Source organism: Ruegeria sp. BHSB196, assembly GCF_059613135.1.
This window is the reverse complement of sequence record NZ_JBXWRY010000019.1, coordinates 26,240-46,973: the sequence shown is the minus strand read 5'-3', so window position 1 is coordinate 46,973 and position 20,734 is coordinate 26,240. Positions and strand designations below refer to the sequence as shown.

The following is a 20,734-nucleotide window of genomic DNA, read 5'->3' as shown; positions in this document are numbered from 1 at the left end:
GACTCAGTCCTGTTTCCGGAAGGCGAGGCAGGGGTCTTCGCGGTCGACCGCCGGGCTGTCGATCACCGCGTCGAAGTCGCCGGAGATCTGGCCCGCTTCGGACTGGCCCAGGGCAAACACCCGCAACCCAGGCCGCATGCGCGACAGAAAGGTGGGGATGCCGCGATCCTTGCGGGCGTGCCCGTTGCCGGTGATCACCACCACCGGCCCGTCCGTATCCTCGAGCGCCTGCAGCACCGCGCGGGTCAGCACGGCATCGCGCAGCCGCTGGATCGCGACCATCTGGGGCAGCATCTCGGGCGGCATCGCGTCGCAATGGGCGGCCTGCTGATCGGCCTCGCGCGCGGCCTGTTCCTCGGGCGAGAGCGGAATCGTGAGCCCATAGCGCGCCGCATCGGCCCCGAGGGCGGTTGCCGCGCCGCGTTCCATCGCCACCCGCGCGGCCTCGCGCGGGACCAGGGCGCCATAGACCGGCGCCCCGGCGGACGCCTTGAACACCGGCAGGTACATGGCCAGCGGCGGCCAGCCAAGCTCGGCCCATTTCAACGTGACCGCGAGAGTCTCCGGATCCGAGATCGCCTTTTGCGTGATCCGCGCCGCGCCTTCCTCGGTCAGCATTTCCCAGACCATCGCCGAGGGCTGGATGGCCTCGACCGCGGCGGCTTGCACCAGGTGGTGATGGCTGTTGTCATGGGTTTCGCCCAGAAGGATCACGTCGGAGGCGCGCATCTGCTCCAGCACATCCGCAGGGATCGCCCCGGACTCAGAAGCCGCCCCGAGCGGAGCGGCCAGGATCGCCACGCAGGCGACAAGCTGAATCGCGAGATGTCTCATGCGAAGAAGTGTTGCACCTCGCGCGACTGGGCTTCAAGGCTCTTGCGCATCTTGACGAATGCGGCGGCTTCGAGCTGACGGACGCGCTCCTTGGACAGGCCCAGTTCCTGCCCGAGGCTTTCGAGCGTCCGGGACGGTTCGCGCAGCTTGCGTTCGCGCACGATGAACCGTTCGCGGTCGTTGAGCGCCTGCATCGCCGAGAGCAGCCATTCGCGCAGCTGTTCGGTGTCGTGCCGGTGTTCGACCGATTCGGCGGCCTGTTCGCTGTCGTCTTCCAGCGTGTCGATCCATTCGCGCCCTTCGTCTTCGGAGGACTGCACGGCGTTGAGCGAGAAATCCGAACCGGACAGCCGCCCCTCCATCATCTCGACATCGCGCAGCGGCACGCCGATCTCCGCCGCGATCATCTGGTGGAGCTGGTGCTTGTCCAGATCCACACCGTCGCTGGCGGCCTCGCGTTCCAGCCGGGCCTGCACCCTACGCATGTTAAAGAACAGGGATTTCTGCGACGAGGTGGAGCCGGTGCGCACCATCGACCAGTTGCGCATCACGTAATCCTGAATGCTCGCCTTGATCCACCAGACCGCGTAGGTCGAGAACCGCACGCCGCGGTCGGGGTCGAACTTGTCGGCGGCTTTCATGAGGCCCAGTCCGGCCTCCTGAATCAGATCGTTCATCGGTGCGCCATAGCGCCGGAACTTGGCGGCCATGGAAATCGCCAGCCGCATGTAGGCGTTGATCAGACGGTGCAGGGCCTCCACATCCCTGTCATCCCGCCATGCATAGGCCAGACGCAGTTCGGTTTCCGCGTCCAGCAGTTCCGCCTTCATGGCCTGACGCGACATCGACAGGTCTTGCGGGTTGTCCAGTGCCATGCATCTCTCCCCAATTTGCAGGCGCGTGGCCGGGCTTGCCTTGCTTTGATGCTGTCGATACGCAGGGCAAAACAGGGTGGATCACCAGAAAGGTAATGAATGTGCCCCCGAGTTTAACCTTGATTCTTGGCGGCGCGGCCTCGGGAAAATCGGCGTTTGCCGAGCAACTTGTTGTTTCTTCTGGAAAATCGCGCGTCTATGTCGCCACATCACAAGTGTTTGATGAGGAAATGCGCCTGAAAATTGAGCAGCATATGGCGCGGCGGGGGCCGGATTGGACCACGATCGAGGCGCCGATGGATCTGGGCCCGGCCCTGTCGGGTCTGTCCGGCGACCGGATCTGTCTGATCGACTGCGCGACGATGTGGCTCAGCAACCACCTGCTGGCCGAGGGCGATCCGGACCGGGCGACCGGAGACTTGCTTGCCCAGTTGCGCGCCTGCCCGGCGCAGGTGGTGGTGGTCAGCAACGAAGTGGGCCAGGGCATCGTGCCCGAAAACGCGCTGGCGCGGCGGTTTCGCGAGGCGCAGGGGCGGCTGAACATCGCGCTGGCGGCCGAGGCCGATCTGGTGGTTCAGGTGACGGCCGGTCTGCCGCTGGTGTTGAAGGGGCGGTTGCCGTGACCCGGCTGCACCTGGTCCGGCACGGCCCGACCCATGCGCGCACCATGGTGGGCTGGTCCGACCTGCCCGCCGATCTGAGCGACCGCGCGGCGCTGGCGCGGCTGGCGGCGCATCTGCCCGCCGACGCGCTGGTCATCTCGTCGGATCAGGCGCGCGCGGCGGATACCGCGACCGCCATCCAGGGCGCGCGGGCGCGGCTGCCGCATCACGCCGATCTCCGCGAGATCAACTTTGGCCGTTGGGAACTGCGCCCCTTTGCCGAGATCGAGGCGGAAGACCCCGAACTGGCGCGGGCCTATTGGGACAATCCCGGCGAGGTGCGCCCGCCGCAGGGCGAAAGCTGGAACCAGGTGCGCGCCCGCGTGGATCGGGCGATCGACGCGCTGATCGAGGCCCATGCCGGGCGCGACCTGATCGTGGTGGCGCATTTCGGCGTGATCCTGACCCAGGTGCAGCGGGCGCTGGAACTGGACGCCGAGCAGGCCTTTGGCCACCGGATCGACAATCTGTCGGTCACCGAGATCGTCCGGCTGAAGACCGGCTGGTCGGTGGCGCGCATCAATCACCTGCCGTGATGGCGGGGCGCACAATTGATCGTTTCCCGTGGGCCGGCATGGCGCCTAACCTGCGCGCATGACCTATGACCTTTTCATCGGCGACCGGCTGTTTTCCAGCTGGTCCCTGCGCGGATGGCTGATGCTGGAACAGTTCGGCCTCCCCTGCCGCACGCATATGATCGGCCTCTATTCCGGTACCATGGCCGCGGACATGGCGCCGCTGGCGCCGGCCCGGCTGGTCCCGACGCTGCGCCTGCCGGATGGCACGGTGGTGGGCGAAAGCCTGGCCATGGCCGAAACCCTGGCCGAACGCCACCCGGATGCGGGCCTGTGGCCCCGGGACGCCGCGGCGCGGGCCACGGCCCGGTGGCTCTGCGCCGAGATGGCGGCCGGGTTTCACGCCCTGCGCGGGGAATGCCCGATGCAGTTGCTGCGGTGCCATCGCGGGTTCGACCCGTCGCCCGGCACGCGCGCCGATCTGGCACGGATCGAGACCCTGTGGGCGCATGCGCGGTCGGTGTCGGGGTCCGGGGCGGGGCCGCTCTTCGGCGCCCATTGCCTGGCCGACGTGTTCTATACGCCGGTGGCGGCGCGGATCGTGGGATACGGCCTGCCGGTGTCGCCCGAGGCGCGGGCCTATTGCGGCTACCTGCTGTCCCGGCCCGCCGTTCTGGCGTGGCGCGCGGAGGCGCTGAAGGTCCGTTACGACCCCTTTCCATACCCGATGGACCTGCCGGCGGACCCCTGGCCCGAATTCACGGCGGACGCGCAGCGCGCGGGGAGCGTTAACCCTTCTTAAACCGCCGCCGCGCTAGCAAGCTTCTGTTTACCACGAGCAGGAGCAGCATGGTCGCCCGCGCCCACACCGTTGCGTTCCAGGGGGTCGAGGCCCGCCCGGTCGAGGTGCAATGCGCCGTGACGCCGGGCCTGCCGGCCTTTTCCATCGTGGGCCTGCCCGACAAGGCGGTGTCCGAGGCGCGGGACCGGGTGCGCAGCGCGCTGAGTGCGATGGCCATCGCGCTGCCGTCGAAACGCATCACCATCAACCTGTCGCCCGCCGATCTGCCCAAGGAGGGCAGCCATTTCGACCTGCCCATCGCCATGGCCCTGCTGGCGGCGCTGGAGATCGTGCCGCCGGACGCGGTGGAAGGCGCGGTGGCCCTGGGCGAGCTGTCGCTGGACGGATCGCTGGTGCCGGTGGTCGGCGCCCTGCCCGCCGCCATGACCGCCGCCGAGCACAGCCGGATCCTGCTGTGTCCCCGCGCCTCGAGCGCCGAGGCGGCCTGGGTCGGGGCTACGCAGGTGATCGGCGCCGAGACGCTGGGTGCGGTGGTGCGGCATTTTTCCGGCCAGTCGCCCCTGCCCGACGCGCAGCCGGGCGAGGTCGATCTTGCGCCCTGCCCGCGCGACCTGCGCGACGTGAAGGGGCAGGAGCGGGCCAAGCGCGCGTTGGAAATCGCCGCGGCGGGGCGGCATCACCTGATCATGATCGGCACGCCCGGGTCGGGCAAATCCATGCTGGCGGCGCGCATCCCGGGCATTCTGCCGCCGCTCACCGCCGCCGAGGCCCTGGAAACCTCGATGATCCAGTCGCTGTGCGGGCTGCTGGACGAGGGCGGGATCAGCCGCACGCGGCCGTTTCGCGAGCCGCACCACACCGCCTCGATGGCGGCCATCGTGGGCGGCGGCAAGGGGGCCAGGCCGGGCGAGATCTCGCTGGCGCACAATGGCGTTCTGTTCATGGACGAGTTTCCGGAGTTCCCGCGCACGGTGCTGGAGACCCTGCGGCAGCCGATCGAGACCGGCGAGGTCATGGTGGCGCGGGCCAACGCCCATGTGAAGTACCCCTGCCGCTTCATGCTGGTCGCGGCGGCCAACCCCTGCAAATGCGGATACCTGTCCGATCCCGCCCGCGCCTGCACCCGCGCGCCCAATTGCGGCGAGGACTATCTGGGCCGGATTTCCGGCCCGCTGATGGACCGGTTCGACCTGCGGCTGGAGGTGCCGCCGGTGGAGTTCACCGATCTCGACCTGCCGCCGACGGGCGAAAGCTCGGCCACGGTGGCGGCGCGGGTGGCGGCGGCGCGCGAGGTCCAGGCGCGGAGGTTTCGCGATCATCCGTCGATCCGCCAGAATGCCGATGCCGAGGGCAAGGCGCTGGAGGAGGTCGCCACCCCCGACGCGGAGGGCAAGGCGCTGCTGCTCAAGGCGGCGGACCGGTTCGGGCTGTCGGCCCGCGCCTATCACCGCATCCTCAGGGTGGCGCGCACCATCGCCGATCTGGAGGGCGCCGAGGAGGTGCAGCGCACGCACGTGGCTGAGGCGCTGAGTTTCCGCCTGAGCGCCAAGGTCGGCGCCTAGAGCCGCGCCTCGATGGCCTGCCAGATCCTCTCGGCGACGTTCACCCCGTCGAACCGTTCCAGTTCCTGGATCCCGGTGGGCGAGGTGACGTTGATCTCGGTCAGGTAGTCGCCGATCACGTCGATCCCGACGAAGATCTGTCCCTTTTCCCGGAGCAGCGGCCCGATCCTGGCGCAGATTTCCCTGTCGCGCGCGCTCAGGCCCGCCTTTTCCGGGCGGCCGCCCACATGCATGTTCGAGCGTGTCTCGCCCTCGGCCGGCACCCGGTTGATCGCGCCCACCGCCTCGCCATCCACCAGGATCACGCGCTTGTCGCCGTTGCGCACGGCGGGCAGGAATTTCTGCACGATCAGCGGCTCGCGCGAAAAGCCGGTGAACAGCTCGTGCAGGGAGGACAGGTTCCGGTCGTTTTCGTCCAGCCGGAACACCCCCGCGCCGCCGTTGCCGTAGAGCGGTTTGAGGATGATGTCGCCGTGGCGCGCCTTGAACGCCTTGATGGTCTGCAGATCGCGGGCAATCGTGGTGGGCGGCGTCAGGTCGGGGAAGTCGAGCACCAGCAGCTTTTCGGGATAGTTGCGCACCCAGAACGGATCGTTGACCACCAGCGTCCGCCCCCGGAGCCGGTCGAGCAGATGGGTCGAGGTGATGTAGTGCATGTCGAAGGGCGGATCCTGGCGCAGCCAGACCACATCGTAGTCGCCCAGATCGACCTCGCGCTCGGGGCCCAGAACCGCCGGGTCGCCCGCCACCCGCTGCACGGTCATGTCGTGGCCGCGCGCAGTCACGCGCCCTTCCTGATAGGCGAGGTGATCGGGCAGGTAGAAGAACAGGTCATGCCCGCGCGCCTGCGCCTCTTCGGCGAGGCGGAACGAGCTGTCCGCGTTGATGTCCACGGCCCCGATCGGGTCCATCTGAAAGGCGATCTTCATGGCGCATCCCTCGTGTCGTCGCCCGATACATGGCGCAGCGCGACCGGGGGTGCAATGGCGATCAGGTCACATCAAAGGCGTTTTCGATGATCCGGAACCGCCCCGCGCCATCCACGAGGGCCACATCGAAGCGCATGTCGGTCAGCTGCCCGCCGGGTTCGCCCGCCAGGAACTGGCTGGCGGAGGCGGCGATGCGGTCCATCTGCCGGCGGGTCAGCCGTTCGGCGGCCTGGCCGAAGCTGGCGCTTTGCTTGACCTCGACGAAGATCACGGTGGCGCCGTCGCGCAGGATCAGGTCGATCTCGCCGCCGGGTCCGCGCCATCGCCGGCAGGCAACGCGGCAGCCGCGCCGTTCGTATTCGGCGGCGATCCGGTTTTCGGCCGCCAGACCGGCGTGATAGGCGGCGGTTCCGCGCGCGGCGCGTCGTTGCATGTCAGCCCTTTCCCAGTTCCAGCGCCCGCTGATAGATCTGGCGGCGCGGCAGGTCGAACATCCGGGCCACCAGATCCGCCGCATCCCGGACGGAATGGGAGGCCAGCGCGGTGCGCAGGGCCTGGTCTATGTCCGACTCGCTAACGTCCGGTGAACGGGCGCGATCGACGAGCAGAACCACCTCGCCCTTGACCGGGCCCGCCGCAAAGGCCACGGCGAGATCCTGCAGGGTGCCGCGGCGCACCTCCTCGAATTTCTTGGTCAGTTCCCGGCACAGCGCGGCGGGACGCTCGGCGCCCAGCACGTCGGCCATGTCGGCAAGGCTGGCGGCGATGCGTTTGGGGGACTCGTAGAACACCAGCGTGCCGGGAACGTCGCGCAGCGCCTCCAGCCGGGTCCGTCGCGCCCCCGCGCTGCCGGGAAGGAAACCGGCAAAGAAGAACGCGTCCGTCGGCAGGCCGGCCAGCGTCAGGGCGGTCAGCGCCGCCGACGGTCCCGGCGCGCAGGTGACGGCGTGCCCTGCCTCGGCCGCCTGCCGCCCCAGGTCATAGCCCGGATCGGCGATCAGCGGCATTCCGGCCTCGGAGGCATAGGCCACCGACCGGCCTTCGGACAGCGCGTCGAGCAGTTTCTGCCGCGCCGCCGCGCCGCTGTGGTCGTGATAGGCCAGGATCCGCCGCCCTTCCAGCGGTACGCCGTGAATGTCCATCAGGCGACGCAGGCTGCGGGTGTCCTCGGCCGCGATCACATCCGCCGAGGCCAGAATGTCGAGCGCCCGCAGCGTGATGTCGCGCGCGGTTCCGATCGGTGTGGCCACGAAATAGAGCCCCGGCGCCAGGCTGGTCTTTTGGAAATTCAACGCTGGACCCCTTCTGCGTGACGTTTATTATCGCGGCCCAACAGGACGCGGTTGACCGGGCCGCCAGATCAGGGAGTTTTGATTCAGATGTTCAGCCTTTTCAAGCCCGGCCGCAGACTGGCCCTTTCCGCCCTCGCCCTCGCCGCGGCCGCGATCCTGTCGGCCTGCGACCCGGTCTCGGTCACGGGCGGGCCATCGATCAACACCTCGCAGCCGGTGCCGGTCGCGCTGCTGGTGCCGCGCGGATCGCCGCAATCGGGCGATGCGGTGCTGGCGCAGAGCCTGGAAAACTCGGCCCGGCTGGCCATCGCCGATCTTCCCAACGTCCAGATCGATCTGCGCGTCTATGACACCGCGGGCAACGCCACCACCGCCGCGGCGGTCGCCCAGCAGGCGGTGGACGAGGGGGCAAAGATCATCCTCGGGCCGGTCTATGCGCAGGCCGCCAATGCCGCCGGGCTGGCGGTGCTGAACGACAACGTGAACGTGCTGTCCTTTTCCAACAACACCAACATCGCGGGCGGCAACGTCTTTGTGCTCGGCCCGACCTTCGACAACACCGCGAACCGGCTGGCCAACTATGCCGGGCGTCAGGGCCGGACCAACATGGTCGTCGTCTACAGCAATGACGAGGCCGGCCGGCTGGGCAAGGCCGCGATCGACAACGCCATCGGCCGCAGCAGCGTGCGCAAGGCGGGCGATGTGGCCTACGAGCGGTCGCAGCAGGGCGTGATCGACTCGGTGCCGACGGTCAAGGCCACCGTCGAGGCCTCGGGCGCCGATTCGATCTTTCTCACCGCGACGACGGCGGGCGCGCTGCCGCTCTACAGCCAGCTTTTGCCCGAGGCGGGCGTATCGAACGAGGTCGTCCAGTTCATCGGCCTGACCCGGTGGGACATCCCGGCGCAGACGCTGGAGCTGCCGGGGGTTCAGGGCGGCTGGTTCGCGCTGCCCGATCCGGCCAAGGCGCAGGCGTTCCGGGCGCGCTATCAGGCGACCTATGGCGGGGCGCCGCATCCGATCGGCGGCTTGGCCTATGACGGGATCGCCGCCATCGGCGCGCTGGTCGCCGCCGGCAAGTCCGACGCCCTGACCGGCGCGGCGCTGACGCAGAACGCGGGCTTTCAGGGGGTCGGCGGCATCTTCCGTCTGCGCCCGGATGGCACTAATGAACGGGGATTGGCCGTGGCCACGATCCAGAACAAACAGGTGGTTGTGATTGACCCTGCCCCACAAAGCTTCACTGGCGCCGGATTCTGATCCGGTCGTCCTGGTCCCGCCGACAGGCGAGCTGATCTGCCCGCCGGAAACGATTTTCGATCATCACGCCGTGCGCGCCCGCATCGCGGAGGCGCGCGACGGCTGCGACGACAACACCGCCCTGCGGGCCGAGGTGGTGCGGATACTGCGCGAGGTGCAGAAAGAGGGACGCGCCGCCATCGCCGCCGCCTTTGCCATGCATCCCTTTGCCGCTCGGCCGCTGACGCGCTCCTACACCTATCTCACCGACGGGCTGGTGTGCACGGCGCTGCACGTGGCCGCGGACATCCTGCACCCGCTGGCCAACCCGACGCAGGGCGAACGCATCGCGGTGCTGGCCGTCGGCGGTTACGGCCGGGGCGAGATGGCGCCGTTTTCGGATGTCGATCTGCTGTTCCTGACGCCCTACAAGATCACCGCCTGGGCCGAAAGCGTGATCGAATCCATGCTCTACATGCTGTGGGATCTGCGCCTGAAGGTCGGCCATTCGTCCCGCACCATCAAGGATTGCCTGCGCCTCGGCGCGGACGATTTCACGATCCGGACCGCGATGCTGGAGCACCGGTTTCTCGCCGGTCACGCGCCGCTGGCGCGGGAGCTTGCCAAGCGCCTCAGGTCTGACCTGTTCAAGGGGTCCGAAAGCGACTTCATCGAAGCCAAGCTGAACGAACGCGACGCGCGCCACGTCAAGCAGGGCGAACGCTACATGGTCGAGCCGAACGTCAAGGAGGGCAAGGGCGGCCTGCGCGACCTGCAATCGCTCTACTGGATCGCGAAATACATCTACGATGTCGAGGACGTGGCCGAGCTGGTGCCCCTGGGCCTGTTCACGCAGGACGAGTTCGACACCTTCGTTCAGGCCGAGGATTTCCTGTGGGCGGTCCGCTCGCACCTGCATCTGGTGACGGGCCGGGCGAGCGAGCAGCTGACCTTTGATCTGCAGGTCGAGGTGGCCGAGCGCATGGGATACGAGGACCGCGCCGGGCGGCGCGGCGTCGAGATCTTCATGCAGAAATATTTCCGCCAGGCCACTCGGGTGGGCGAGCTGACGCGCATCTTCCTGACCAAGCTGGAAGCCCTGCACATGAAGAGCGCGCCGCTGTTGCAGCGCATCTTCCGCCGCCGCCGGCGTCTGAAGCCGGGTTACAAGGAGGTGCACGGACGGCTGGCCGTGGCGGAGCCCGACGAGTTCCTGGCCGACAAGATGAACCTGTTGCGGCTGTTCGAGGAAGGGCTGCGGACCGGGATGCTGATCCATCCGGACGCGATGCGGCTGGTGACGGCGAACCTGCATCTGATCGACGAGGACATGCGCAACGACCGCGAGGCGCAGCGGATCTTCCTCGATCTGCTGCTCAAGCATGGCAACCCAGAACGCGCGCTGCGCCGCATGAACGAGCTGGGCGTCCTGTCGGCCTTTCTGCCCGAGTTCGAACCCATCGTCGCGATGATGCAGTTCAACATGTATCACAGCTATACGGTGGACGAGCACACCATCCAGTGCATCGTGAACCTGGCGCAGATCGAAAAGGGCGAACTGGTCGAGGCGCTGCCGCTGGCCTCTTCGATCCTGAAGGAGGGGGTGAACCGCAAGGTTCTGTACGTGGCGCTGCTGCTGCACGACATCGGCAAGGGCCGGCCCGAGGATCATTCGATCCTGGGGGCCAGGATCGCGCGCAAGGTGGCGCCGCGCCTGGGCCTGAACAAGGCCGACTGCGAGACGGTCGAATGGCTGGTGCGCTATCACCTGCTGATGTCGGACATGGCGCAGAAGCGCGACATCTCGGACCCCCGCACGGTGCGCGACTTTGCCAAGCTGGTGCAGACCGTCAAGCGGCTGGACCTGCTGACGGTTCTGACCGTCTGCGACATTCGCGGCGTCGGGCCGCATACCTGGAACAACTGGAAGGCGACGCTGCTGCGCGCCCTGCATGCCGAAACCAAGCGGGCGCTGGAAACCGGGATGGAAGACCTCAACCGCGCCAATCGCGGGGCCGAGGCGAAAAAGGCGCTGCGCGAGGCGCTGGCGGGATGGTCGGCAGGCGATCTCAAGACCGAGACCGGCCGGCATTACGACCCGTACTGGCAGGGGGTCAACCTGTCGACGCATGTCGAGTTCGCCGAGATGCTGCGGGCGCTGGATGAAAGTGCGGATCCCGGCGCCGTCGAAATCCGGCTGGAACCGGACCTGGACCGCGACGCCACCCGCGCCTGTTTCGCCATGGCCGACCACCCGGGCATCTTTGCCCGCATCGCCGGCGCGCTGGCGCTGGTCGGGGCCAACGTGGTCGATGCCCGCAGCTATACCACCAAGGATGGATACGTCACCGACGCCTTCTGGATCCAGGATGCCGAGGGACATCCGTTTGAAACCGCGCGCCTGCCGCGCCTGACCCAGATGATCCACAAGACGCTCAAGGGCGAGGTCGTGGCCCGCGAGGCGCTGAAGAGCCGCGACAAGATCAAGAAGCGGGAAAAGGCGTTCAACGTGCCCACGCACATCACCTTCGACAATGACGGGTCGGAAATCTATACGATCATCGAGGTGGACACCCGCGACCGGCCCGGCCTGCTGTATGATCTGACGCGGACGCTGGCGGCGGCCAATGTCTATATCGCCAACGCGGTGATCGCGACCTATGGCGAGCAGGTGGTCGATACCTTCTACGTCAAGGACATGTTCGGTCTGAAATACCATTCCGAGGCCAAGCAGCGGACGCTTGAGGCCAAACTGCGCAAGGCCATCGCCGAAGGCGCGGAGCGCGCGGCCTCATGAAGCCGATCCGACTGATTTCGGGCCTGTTCACGGTCGGATTCTGGACCCTTGCCAGCCGCATCCTGGGGTTCCTGCGCGAGATCCTGCTGGCCGCCTATGTTGGACCCGGCCCGGTGATGGACGCCTTTGTGGCGGCGTTCCGGCTGCCCAACATGTTCCGCCGGTTCTTTGCCGAAGGGGCGTTCAACGCGGCCTTCGTGCCGATGTTTTCCAAGCGGTTCGAGGCCGGCGAGGATGCGCAGGGGTTTGCGCGCGACGCCTTCAACCTGCTGGGCTTTGCCGTGCTCGCCCTGGTCGGGCTGGCGATGGTGTTCATGCCGGCGCTGGTCTGGATCACCGCCGAGGGGTTCTATGGCGACGCGCGTTTCGACATGGCGGTGGATTACGGCTATGTCGTCTTTCCCTACATCCTGTTCATGTCGCTCGCCGCGCTGTTCTCGGGCGTGCTGAACGCGACCGGGCGGTTCGCGGCGGCGGCGGCGGCGCCGGTGCTGTTGAACGTGTTCGCCTGCACGGCGCTGATCGCCGGGGCACTGTCGGGCGGCGAGGTGATCCAGTGGCTGATCTGGGTCATACCCTTCGCGGGCATCGCGCAGCTGACTCTGGTCTGGATCGCGACCGAGCGGGCGGGCATCCGCATCCGGCCCGGCCGCCCGCGGCTGACGCCCGAGATGCGCCACATGGTCCGCGTGGCGGTGCCGGCGGCGCTGGCCATGGGGGTGACGCAGGTCAATCTGGTGGTCGGGCAGCTTGTCGCCTCGAAGACCGAAAAGGCGGTGAGCTGGCTGTTCGCCGCCGACCGGCTGTATCAGCTGCCGCTGGGCGTGGTGGGCATCGCGGTGGGCATCGTCCTGCTGCCCGACCTGTCGCGCCGCCTGCGCGCCGGGGACGCGGCCGGATCGCGAAACGCCTTTTCGCGCGCGGGCGAGTTTACGCTGTTGCTGACGCTGCCCTCGACGGTTGCGTTTCTGGTGATCCCCGCGCCGCTGGTGTCGGTGCTGTTCCAGCGCGGGCAATTCGGCCCCGAAGACACCGCCGCCACGGCGCTGGCGGTGGCGATCTACGGGATCGGGCTGCCGGCGTTCATGCTGCAAAAGCTGTTGCAGCCGCTCTATTTCGCGCGCGAGGACACGACATCGCCGTTCCGCTATGCGCTGGTTGCCATGGCGGTCAACGCGGTTCTTGCCTTTGGCCTCTACCCGATCGTGGGATGGGTGGCCCCGGCGATCGCCGCCTCGGCGGCGGGCTGGGCGATGGTGGGGCTTCTGGCCATGGGCGCCCGGCGCATGGGCGAGGTCGCGCGGTTCGACGACCGGTTCCATCGCCGCGCGTGGCGCATCGCCCTGGCCTCGGTCGGCATGGGCGTGGTGATCTGGCTGGCGGTCTATCTGTTCGGCTGGATGCTGGACATGGGCGGCTGGCGGTATCTGGCGCTGATCGCCTTGATCAAGGTCGCGGCGGCCTCATACTTCTTCCTGGGGCACGTGCTGGGCGCGTTCCAGGTGTCGGAATTCAGACAGGCATTGCGCAGAACATGAGCAAGCTCGACCTTCCCGCAGGCACGGTCCTGTTCCGCCCCGGCGAGGAGTGCCCCGGTTTCGTCCGGTTGAGCCGCGGCACGGTGCGCGTCACGCTGACCGCGCCGAACGGGCGCGAAGTGGTTCTGTACCGGGTCGGGCCCGGCGACGTGTGCCTGCAGACCTTTGCCTGCCTCACCGACGGGCGCAGCTATGGTGCCGAGGGCGTTGCCGAGACCGATATCTCGGGCGAGATCATGCCGCACGCGGCGTTTCAGGCGGCGCTGGCGCGGGACGAATCCTTTCGGGCCGAAGTGCTGGCCGCCGTCGCCCGCCGCTTTGCCGATTACGAACAGCTGGTGGAGGATGTGGCGCTGACCGGGTTCGACGCGCGCCTGGCGCGGGCCTTGCTGCGGCTTGCCGTGAACGACGTGGTCCGGGCCACCCATGACGCGCTGGCGGTCGAGACCGCCTCGGGCCGGGCCTTTGTCAGCCGCCGGCTGGCCGAATTCGCGCGGCTGGGGCTGGTCGAACCGGCGCGCGGGCGGATCACCCTGCTGGACCGCGCGGGCCTGGAACAACTTGCCGCAGACGGACGGTGACACTGTCACCGACCGGGCTGGCCGTCAGGGTCAGACTGGCGCCATCAACGCAAGTCTGAACGGAGAACTGTCATGATCCGCAACGAAAGCACGCTCGACCGGGCTGCCCGTGTCATTCTGGGCCTGATCCTGTTGTCGCTGACCGTCATCGGCCCGCAGACCCTGTGGGGACTGGTCGGACTCGTGCCGCTGGTGACGGGACTGGCCGGCCATTGCCCGGTCTACCGGATCCTGGGCCTCAGCACCTGCCCGCTGGAGAAATAGCGCGGCGTTGCGCCGGGTCAGTCCCGGCGCATCCGGCCGACGATGCGCGCCCAGCCGCCCGGCGCGAAGAAGAAGGACAGCCCGAATCCGGTCGCGAAACCGCCGAGGTCGGCCACCCAGTCGCCGGTGCCGCCGAACAGAAGCCCGAACATCAGTTGCAGGCCCATCAGCACCGCGATCAGATAGAAGGCGCGCATCTGGTTCTCGCCGACAAGCGACAGCTTGCGCCACAGCAGCCAGGTGAACGCGCCGATCAGCCCGTAGACCGGCGGGAAGCCTCCGACCAGCGGATAGCGGGGGTCGAGGAAGACGGCATAGGCCAGCGCCCCGCCGATCCCCGAAAGCACGAAGATCGCCAGCATCGCGACGCTGCCGAACACCTCGGCCACCATCTTGCCCATCGCCAGAACGAAGACGCAGACGAACAGCGCCTGCGTGAAGCTGCCATGCACGAAGGGATAGGTGACGAACCGGATCAGGTGGTCGAGCGGCCAGCGGCCGGTTTCGCGCATCCAGTCGAAGATGTCGGCGGAGAAGGCATAGGACTGGATCGCCGCCAGCCGCCAGCCCACCGCGTCGGGGCCGCCGACCAGCCCGCGCGCGCCGAGGGTGAAGGCCAGTTCGATGCCCATGATGAACAGCACCAGCGCCACCACGACCGGCGGCAACGGATTCACGGCGGGTGTGTAGTGCTGACTGCTCATGGGCTTTGGCCTTTCCTGCGCCTGTTGACCTCACCTGACCTCATGGGTAAGCGACGGGGGCTCATTTTTCCAGACGGGAGTTGCCTTCGATGGCCGAAACCAAGTTCACGCCGCGCGTGTTTTCCGGCATCCAGCCCTCGGGCGGGCTGACGCTGGGCAACTACCTCGGCGCGATGAAACGCTTTGTGGATATGCAGGGGCCGGAATTCGAGACCATCTATTGCATGGTCGATCTGCACGCGATCACCGTCTGGCAAGACCCCGACGCACTGACCCGCAACACCCGCGAACTCTGCGCCGGGTTCATCGCCGCGGGCATCGACCCGGAAAAGTCGATCCTGTTCAACCAGAGCCAGGTGCCGGAACATGCGCAGCTGGGCTGGATCTTCAACTGCGTGGCGCGCATGGGCTGGATGCAGCGGATGACCCAATGGAAGGACAAGGCGGGCAAGAACCAGCAGAACGCCTCGCTGGGGCTGTTCGCCTATCCTTCGCTGATGGCGGCGGACATCCTGATCTATCACGCCACCCATGTGCCGGTGGGCGAGGATCAGAAGCAGCATCTGGAGCTGACCCGCGACATCGCGATCAAGTTCAACAACGATTACGGCGTCGATTTCTTTCCCATCACCGAACCGGTGATCGAAGGCGCGGCGACCCGCGTGATGAGCCTGCGCGACGGCTCCAAGAAGATGTCGAAGTCCGATCCCTCGGACATGAGCCGGATCAACATGACCGATGACGCCGACACCATCGCCCGGAAGATCCGAAAGGCCAAGACCGACCCCGATGCCCTGCCCTCGGAGGCCGAGGGGCTGGAGAACCGGCCCGAGGCGCGCAATCTGGTCAACATCTATGCCGCGCTCAGCGATCAGTCGGTGGATGCGGTTCTGGCCGAGGTCGGGGGGCGGCAGTTCGGTGAGTTCAAGCCGATGCTGGCCGATCTGGCGGTGGCCAAGCTGTCGCCGATTTCGCAGGAAATGGCGCGGTTGCGGGACGACCCGGCCGAGATCGACCGCATCCTGGCGCGCGGCGCCGAGCGCGCCCGCGAACTCTCGGTCCCGATCCTGCGCAAGACCTATGAGATCGTCGGGATGGTCGGCGCGGCGTGAGGCGCGCGGCGGTGTTCGGGTTCATGGTTCCGGGTCGCGGCGGGGCCGGGCCGACCACACCTTGAGATCGGTGAAGGTCTTGACCGTGGCGGCCAGGACCAGCCCGCAGAGCGCGACCTTGGTCAGCCCCTCCATCGTGCCCTCGATCAGCAGGGCATGCACGATGCTACCGACGACCACCACCGCCGCGCAGGCGGTGTGACCGAGCCGCCAGCGGCGCCAGCGGATACGCAGACGCCGCCGCAGCGCGGCCAGAAGCGCGGCGGCGAACACCGCCCACATCGCGATGACGCCCCAGGCCGAGAAGGGCGTCGGCGACACGAAAAGCAGGGCATCGACCACATCCGGCGGGCTGGTGAGCCACAGACCGGCGACATGAACCACCACCGCCGTGACCAGGCAGATGCCGACCCAGCGATGCACCTGCCGGCTTGCGTATCGGGACAGGCCCGGGAGAAAACCGCCCGCCAGCAGAGGCTGCACCAGCAGCAGGCCCATCGCGACGACACCGGCGAACCCGGCCGCGATGTAGATCGGGCTGCGCCAGGCCAGCAGAGGGCTGAGGGCCGCGGCGGCCAGCGGCACGCCCAGCACCACCGCGAGCGCGCCCCAGATCAGGATCGCGCGGATTCGGCCTGCTCCCTTGGACGGCACCCCGGTCAGATGGGCTGCAGCACGAAATGCGCGGTCAGGCTGGTGTCTTTGGCGCTTGGCATGATGGGGCGCAGGAATACGGTTTCGTATTCGCCGCTGTCATAGGCCAGATGACCGTGCGGCTGGCCGAAGGCGGGAACGATCTGCGGCATTTCCAGCCGGAACACCCCGTGCTCGTCGGTGAGCGTGGCGCCGTGGCTGCGCGGTTCGCGTTCGTGGCCTTCGGTCGTGTGCGCCCAGATCTGGATTCTCTGCCCGGCAAGCGGCGCGCCATCGCCGGCGCGGCGCACGGTCCCCATCATCCAGAACCCCCCGCCCCCGATCCGATCCACGATCGGCGCGCCCGGAAGATAGTTGTTGGCCCCGCCCCGCATCGTTGGCGTCGGCGCGAGACCCTGGGCGCGGGCGGGAACCAGGTGGCCCGAGACACCGGTCGCGACAAGGGCGCCACCGGTGGCCAGAAGGGAACGGCGGGTGAAGAGGGCGGTCTGCATCGTGAGGTCTCCTGTCGAACGGGCGGTTGCGCGGCCGGACGGGACCGGTCGCGCCGGAGTTTCCCTTGATGATAGCACGTCTGCGGGAATTCCGAGTACCGGGCGCGGAAAGACGCGGCAAGGCACGCTCAAAGTTTCGTGAACATGCCCTGCCCGGATCCTCGCCCGGCGCTCCGGTGCGCCTCAGGCGGCCTTTTGGTGCAGGATCTCGTGCACGATCGCCTCGGCCACGTCGTTGGGGCTGACCGACTGGGCGATGGCGCGGGTGAGAATCCGGTCCATCGTGCGGTCCAGCGCCTCGAGCTTGGCCGCCACCCAGTCCGCGCGGTCGGCGATCTGCAGGATCTCGGTCGCCGCGTTGATGATGCCGCCGCCATTGGCCACGAAATCCGGGGCGTAGAGAATGCCGCGGTCGTGCAGACGCTGGCCGTCGTCTTCGGTGGCCAGTTGGTTGTTGGCCCCGCCTGCAACCGCGCCGACCCTGAGCAGCGGGATGCTGGTTTCGTTCAGGATGGCGCCGATGGCGCAGGGCGCGAAGATGTCGGCCTCGGCCGCATAGATCGCGTCGGGCGCGACCGGTGTGGCGCCGAATTCCGTGGCGACGCGCGACACCTGTGCGGTGTCGATATCGGTGACGATGAGCTTTGCGCCGGCCTCGCTCAGGAGCCGGCACAGGTGGTGCCCGACATGGCCAAGCCCTTGCACCGACACGGTCTTGCCCGTCAGGTCCGGGGTACCGAACCGGTGCCGCGCCGTGGTGCGGATCGCGTTGAAGATCCCTTGTGCGGTGATGGGCGACGGATCGCCGCTGGCGAAGGGTCCGTCGGGCAGACCGGCGACAAAGGGCGCTTCCTGATGGATGATCGCCATGTCGGCGGGGGTCATGCCCATGTCCTCGGCCGTCCAGTAGCGGCCCCCGAGGCTTTGCACCGCCCGTCCGAAGGCGCGCAGAAGCTGCGGTGTCTTGTCCACGGCAGGATCGCCGATGATCACGGCCTTGCCGCCGCCCAGGGGCAGGTCGGCCGCCGCGTTCTTGTAGGTCATGCCGCGCGACAGGCGCAGCGCGTCGTCCAGGGCCTCGGCGCTGTGGCCATAGGGGCGCATCCGCACCCCGCCCGCGGCCGGTCCCAGCTGGGTCGAATGAACGGCGATATATCCCTTCAGCCCGCTCTGGGCATCCTCGAATTGAACGACCTGTTCGTGGTCAGGCGCATCGACCGTCGTAAGCTTCATGCAAAATCTCCCATGATTGATTCCATTCTTGGCATGAAGATCGGGGGGATTTTCACCAAGATTGCCTGAGGCAAAGACCTGTGTTAGTGGTTTTCGCCTAAATTGAAGGGCCAGTTAGAGGATTCCTCCAATGGATCACATCGACCGCAGAATCGTGCGCGCCCTGCAGCGCGACGGGCGCATGACGATCACCGAACTGGCGGAAAAGGCCGGGCTTTCGGCCACCCCCTGCGCCCGGCGGCTGGAACGGTTGCAGAAGGAGGGCGTGATCACCGGCTATGCGGCGCAGGTCGATCCCGCGAAGCTGGGGCTGGGGGTTTCGATCTTTGTCTCGGTGGAACTGGAAAAACAGGACCGGTCGGCCATCGACGCCTTCGAACGCGCGATCCAGCGCTGCGAGGAGGTGATGGAGTGCTATCTGATGACCGGGTCGCGGGACATCCTGCTGCGGGTGGTGGCGGCGGACCTGTCGGCCTTTGACTCGTTTCTGGAGCACCGCCTGATGCAGATTCCCGGCATCCGCAACCTGCGGTCCAACTTTGCCCTGCGCACGATGGTCAAGCGCGAAGTCCTGCCCATGCCGGATTGAAGACAGGTCTGGACCTCTGACCCACCTGCCCCTACCCTCGGCGAAAATCCGAGGGAGAGAGCGATGGCGACCGGCACCAATATCCGCACCTATTTCGATGGCCGATGGCACGACGGCAACGCCCCGATCATGCGCGCCGCCGATCACGGGGCCTGGCTGGGCTCGTCGGTCTTCGACGGGGCGCGGTATTTCGACGGGCTGGCGCCGGACCTGGACGCGCATTGCGCCCGCACCAACCGCTCGGCCGAAGCGATGATGCTGACGCCCACGGTCCCGACCGAACGGATGGTCGAGATCATCCGCGAGGGGCTGGAAGCCTACGCGCCCGACCAGGCGATCTATATCCGCCCGATGTATTGGGGAATCGACGGCGACGTGACCGCGATCGTGCCGCAGCAGGACAGCACCGGTTTCGCGGTCTGTCTGGAGGAGATCCCGATGGCACCGGCGGCGGCCTCGGCCACGCTCACCACCACCCGGTTCCGCCGCCCGGTCTTGGAAAACGCGGTGGTCAACGCCAAGGCTGGGTGCCTGTATCCCAACAACGCCCGGATGCTGCGCGAGGCGCGGTCCAAGGGGTTCTCGAACGCGCTCGTGACCGACGTGATGGGGCATGTGGCCGAAACCGCCACGGCGAACATCTTCATGGTCAAGGACGGCGAGGTTTTCACGCCGATCCCGAACGGCACCTTTCTGGCCGGCATCACCCGCGCACGCCACATCAGGAACCTGCGCGAGGATGGCGTGAAAGTGCATGAAACCGTTCTGACCTTTGACGATTTCCATGACGCGGACGAGGTCTTCATGTCCGGCAACATGAACAAGGTGACGCCGGTGACTGCACTGGACGACACGCAATATCAGATTGGACCTATCGCGCGGCGCGCGCGCGAGTTGTACTGGGACTGGGCCGCGTCGAACCGGTGATCCGGCCCGCGGTCTCGGTTGCCAGCGGCCGCGCGGTCATGCATGATCCCGGCAAACGGAAAGGTGGTCCATGCGGAAGTTCCTGGTTGTCCTCGATGACAGTCGCGAGTGTCTGAATGCCATGCGTTTTGCGGCCATGCGCGCCGCGAATACCGGCGGCGGCGTGACCATCCTGTCGGTCATCCCGCCCGACGAATTCAACCACTGGATCGGCGTCGGCGAGGTGATGCGCGAGGAGGCCCGCGAACGGATTCACGCGCATTTCGAGGTGTTCGCCAAGTGGATGCGCGACAAGCAGGGGATCGAGCCCGAACTGGCGATCCGCGAGGGCGAGGCGGTGCCGGAAATCATCGCCCATGTGCAGTCGGACCCGGAAATCGGCGTGCTGGTTCTGGGCGCGGGCACCGACAAGAAAGGCCCCGGACCTCTGGTGACGCAGCTGACCCGCAATTCCGGCAGCCTGCCGATCCCGATCACCATCGTGCCGGGCGATCTGAGCAAGGAAAAGCTCGAAGAAATCACCTGAGGACGGGACATGGGCAAAACTCTGGAATTCTGGTTCGATTTCGCCTCGACCTATTCCTATCTCAGCGCCATGCGCGTCGAGGAGGCCGCCGCCGGTCACGGCGTGGCGGTCGAATGGCATCCGTTCCTGCTCGGGCCGATCTTCGCGGATCAGGGGTGGGACACCTCGCCGTTCAACCTCTATCCCGTCAAGGGGCGCTACATGTGGCGCGACATGGAGCGGCTGTGTGCCGCGCGGGGTCTGCCCCTGCGCCAGCCCGATCCGTTTCCGCAGAACAGCCTGACGGCGGCGCGGCTGGCGCTGGCCGCGCGCGAGGCGGGGCCGGTCGCACCGTTCGTGCGCGCGGTCTACGATGCCGAGTTCGGCCGGGGGCAGAACATCGCGGACACGGCGGTTCTGACCGCCTGTCTGGCGGCGGCGGGCCTGCCGGAAACGCTGGTGGAGCGGGTGCAGGATCCCGCGATCAAGGCGGGGCTGTTCGATCAGGTGGCGCAGGCCAAGGCGCGCGGCCTGTTCGGCGCGCCCAGCTTTGTCGTCGGCGACGAGCTGTTCTGGGGCGATGACCGGCTGGATCAGGCGCTGGACTTTGCCGCGTCGATTTAGAA

23 protein-coding genes are annotated in these 20,734 nt (G+C 67.5%); 14 read left to right on the top strand and 9 right to left on the bottom strand.

Going from position 1 to position 20,734, the window contains the following annotated elements:
- Positions 1-3: 3 nt before the first annotated feature.
- Both AC2FNJ_RS11165 and AC2FNJ_RS11160 read right to left on the bottom strand, forming a co-directional pair.
- Complete coding sequence (locus tag AC2FNJ_RS11165) at positions 4-834, bottom strand: ChaN family lipoprotein (RefSeq protein ID WP_496764312.1); 831 nt, start codon at positions 832-834, stop codon at positions 4-6.
- Positions 831-1,709 carry an RNA polymerase factor sigma-32 gene (locus AC2FNJ_RS11160; protein WP_496764311.1) on the bottom strand — a complete coding sequence of 293 codons (879 nt, stop codon included), beginning with the start codon at positions 1,707-1,709 and terminating at the stop codon, positions 831-833. The genes AC2FNJ_RS11165 and AC2FNJ_RS11160 overlap by 4 nt, the downstream gene beginning before the upstream one ends.
- A 101-nt stretch (positions 1,710-1,810) precedes the next feature.
- Here AC2FNJ_RS11160 and cobU point away from each other — a divergent pair, with 101 nt between their 5' ends.
- The 4 genes from cobU to AC2FNJ_RS11140 are packed head-to-tail and all read left to right on the top strand — an operon-like array spanning position 1,811 to position 5,250.
- Positions 1,811-2,332 carry a bifunctional adenosylcobinamide kinase/adenosylcobinamide-phosphate guanylyltransferase gene (cobU, locus tag AC2FNJ_RS11155; RefSeq protein WP_496764310.1) on the top strand — a complete coding sequence of 174 codons (522 nt, stop codon included), beginning with the start codon at positions 1,811-1,813 and terminating at the stop codon, positions 2,330-2,332.
- A complete protein-coding gene (locus tag AC2FNJ_RS11150; RefSeq protein WP_496764309.1) occupies positions 2,329-2,907 on the top strand; it encodes a histidine phosphatase family protein in 579 nt (192 codons plus the stop codon). The genes cobU and AC2FNJ_RS11150 overlap by 4 nt, the downstream gene beginning before the upstream one ends.
- 58 nt (positions 2,908-2,965) lie before the next feature.
- Entirely contained in the window at positions 2,966-3,688 is a 723-nt protein-coding gene (locus tag AC2FNJ_RS11145; protein WP_496764308.1) for a glutathione S-transferase, read from the top strand.
- A gap of 47 nt (positions 3,689-3,735) precedes the next feature.
- Entirely contained in the window at positions 3,736-5,250 is a 1,515-nt protein-coding gene (locus AC2FNJ_RS11140) for a YifB family Mg chelatase-like AAA ATPase (RefSeq protein ID WP_496764307.1), read from the top strand.
- Here AC2FNJ_RS11140 and gshB read toward each other — a convergent pair.
- From gshB to rsmI, 3 genes are all read right to left on the bottom strand, one after another.
- Positions 5,247-6,179, bottom strand: coding sequence for a glutathione synthase (gshB, locus tag AC2FNJ_RS11135; protein ID WP_496764306.1), 933 nt, complete (start codon positions 6,177-6,179; stop codon positions 5,247-5,249). The genes AC2FNJ_RS11140 and gshB overlap by 4 nt on opposite strands.
- A gap of 61 nt (positions 6,180-6,240) precedes the next feature.
- On the bottom strand, positions 6,241-6,612 hold the full coding sequence (locus AC2FNJ_RS11130) for a YraN family protein (RefSeq protein ID WP_496764305.1): 372 nt from the start codon (positions 6,610-6,612) through the stop codon (positions 6,241-6,243).
- A gap of 1 nt (position 6,613) precedes the next feature.
- The gene (gene rsmI / locus AC2FNJ_RS11125) at positions 6,614-7,471 is read right to left on the bottom strand and encodes a 16S rRNA (cytidine(1402)-2'-O)-methyltransferase (protein ID WP_496764304.1); all 858 of its coding nucleotides are present in this window, start codon (positions 7,469-7,471) and stop codon (positions 6,614-6,616) included.
- A gap of 87 nt (positions 7,472-7,558) precedes the next feature.
- Between rsmI and AC2FNJ_RS11120 the strand changes: the two genes are divergently transcribed.
- The 5 genes from AC2FNJ_RS11120 (at position 7,559) to AC2FNJ_RS11100 (ending at position 13,890) form a co-directional block, all read left to right on the top strand.
- A complete protein-coding gene (locus AC2FNJ_RS11120) occupies positions 7,559-8,731 on the top strand; it encodes a penicillin-binding protein activator (RefSeq protein WP_496764303.1) in 1,173 nt (390 codons plus the stop codon).
- Positions 8,691-11,507: a [protein-PII] uridylyltransferase gene (locus tag AC2FNJ_RS11115; protein ID WP_496764302.1), complete on the top strand. Its 2,817-nt coding sequence runs from the start codon at positions 8,691-8,693 to the stop codon at positions 11,505-11,507. Before AC2FNJ_RS11120 ends, AC2FNJ_RS11115 begins: the two co-directional genes overlap by 41 nt.
- Entirely contained in the window at positions 11,504-13,045 is a 1,542-nt protein-coding gene (murJ, locus tag AC2FNJ_RS11110; protein ID WP_496764301.1) for a murein biosynthesis integral membrane protein MurJ, read from the top strand. Before AC2FNJ_RS11115 ends, murJ begins: the two co-directional genes overlap by 4 nt.
- Positions 13,042-13,626 (top strand): Crp/Fnr family transcriptional regulator, encoded by a 585-nt coding sequence (locus AC2FNJ_RS11105; protein WP_496764300.1) that lies wholly within the window; start codon positions 13,042-13,044, stop codon positions 13,624-13,626. The genes murJ and AC2FNJ_RS11105 overlap by 4 nt, the downstream gene beginning before the upstream one ends.
- 72 nt (positions 13,627-13,698) lie before the next feature.
- Positions 13,699-13,890, top strand: a complete 192-nt coding sequence (locus AC2FNJ_RS11100; RefSeq protein ID WP_496764299.1) for a YgaP family membrane protein — start codon at positions 13,699-13,701, stop codon at positions 13,888-13,890.
- Positions 13,891-13,907: 17 nt separating this feature from the next.
- Here AC2FNJ_RS11100 and AC2FNJ_RS11095 read toward each other — a convergent pair whose 3' ends face one another.
- Complete coding sequence (locus tag AC2FNJ_RS11095; RefSeq protein WP_496764298.1) at positions 13,908-14,594, bottom strand: rhomboid family intramembrane serine protease; 687 nt, start codon at positions 14,592-14,594, stop codon at positions 13,908-13,910.
- Positions 14,595-14,683: 89 nt separating this feature from the next.
- On the opposite strand from AC2FNJ_RS11095, the gene trpS reads away from it, so the two are divergent.
- A complete protein-coding gene (gene trpS, locus AC2FNJ_RS11090) occupies positions 14,684-15,706 on the top strand; it encodes a tryptophan--tRNA ligase (RefSeq protein WP_496764297.1) in 1,023 nt (340 codons plus the stop codon).
- A gap of 21 nt (positions 15,707-15,727) precedes the next feature.
- On the opposite strand, the gene AC2FNJ_RS11085 is transcribed toward trpS, so the two are convergent.
- The 3 genes from AC2FNJ_RS11085 to AC2FNJ_RS11075 form a co-directional block, all read right to left on the bottom strand.
- Complete coding sequence (locus AC2FNJ_RS11085; protein ID WP_496764296.1) at positions 15,728-16,360, bottom strand: ferric reductase-like transmembrane domain-containing protein; 633 nt, start codon at positions 16,358-16,360, stop codon at positions 15,728-15,730.
- 5 nt (positions 16,361-16,365) lie between these two features.
- On the bottom strand, positions 16,366-16,854 hold the full coding sequence (locus AC2FNJ_RS11080; RefSeq protein WP_496764295.1) for a peptidase associated/transthyretin-like domain-containing protein: 489 nt from the start codon (positions 16,852-16,854) through the stop codon (positions 16,366-16,368).
- Between the two features lie 183 nt (positions 16,855-17,037).
- Positions 17,038-18,087 carry a Glu/Leu/Phe/Val family dehydrogenase gene (locus AC2FNJ_RS11075; protein WP_496764294.1) on the bottom strand — a complete coding sequence of 350 codons (1,050 nt, stop codon included), beginning with the start codon at positions 18,085-18,087 and terminating at the stop codon, positions 17,038-17,040.
- 130 nt (positions 18,088-18,217) lie between these two features.
- Between AC2FNJ_RS11075 and AC2FNJ_RS11070 the strand changes: the two genes are divergently transcribed.
- From AC2FNJ_RS11070 to AC2FNJ_RS11055, 4 genes are all read left to right on the top strand, one after another.
- A complete protein-coding gene (locus tag AC2FNJ_RS11070; protein ID WP_496764293.1) occupies positions 18,218-18,676 on the top strand; it encodes an Lrp/AsnC family transcriptional regulator in 459 nt (152 codons plus the stop codon).
- Positions 18,677-18,739: 63 nt separating this feature from the next.
- A complete protein-coding gene (locus AC2FNJ_RS11065; protein ID WP_496764292.1) occupies positions 18,740-19,603 on the top strand; it encodes a branched-chain amino acid aminotransferase in 864 nt (287 codons plus the stop codon).
- Between the two features lie 70 nt (positions 19,604-19,673).
- Entirely contained in the window at positions 19,674-20,129 is a 456-nt protein-coding gene (locus AC2FNJ_RS11060) for a universal stress protein (RefSeq protein ID WP_496764291.1), read from the top strand.
- 9 nt (positions 20,130-20,138) lie between these two features.
- Entirely contained in the window at positions 20,139-20,732 is a 594-nt protein-coding gene (locus AC2FNJ_RS11055) for a 2-hydroxychromene-2-carboxylate isomerase (protein ID WP_496764290.1), read from the top strand.
- Positions 20,733-20,734 lie beyond the last annotated feature (2 nt).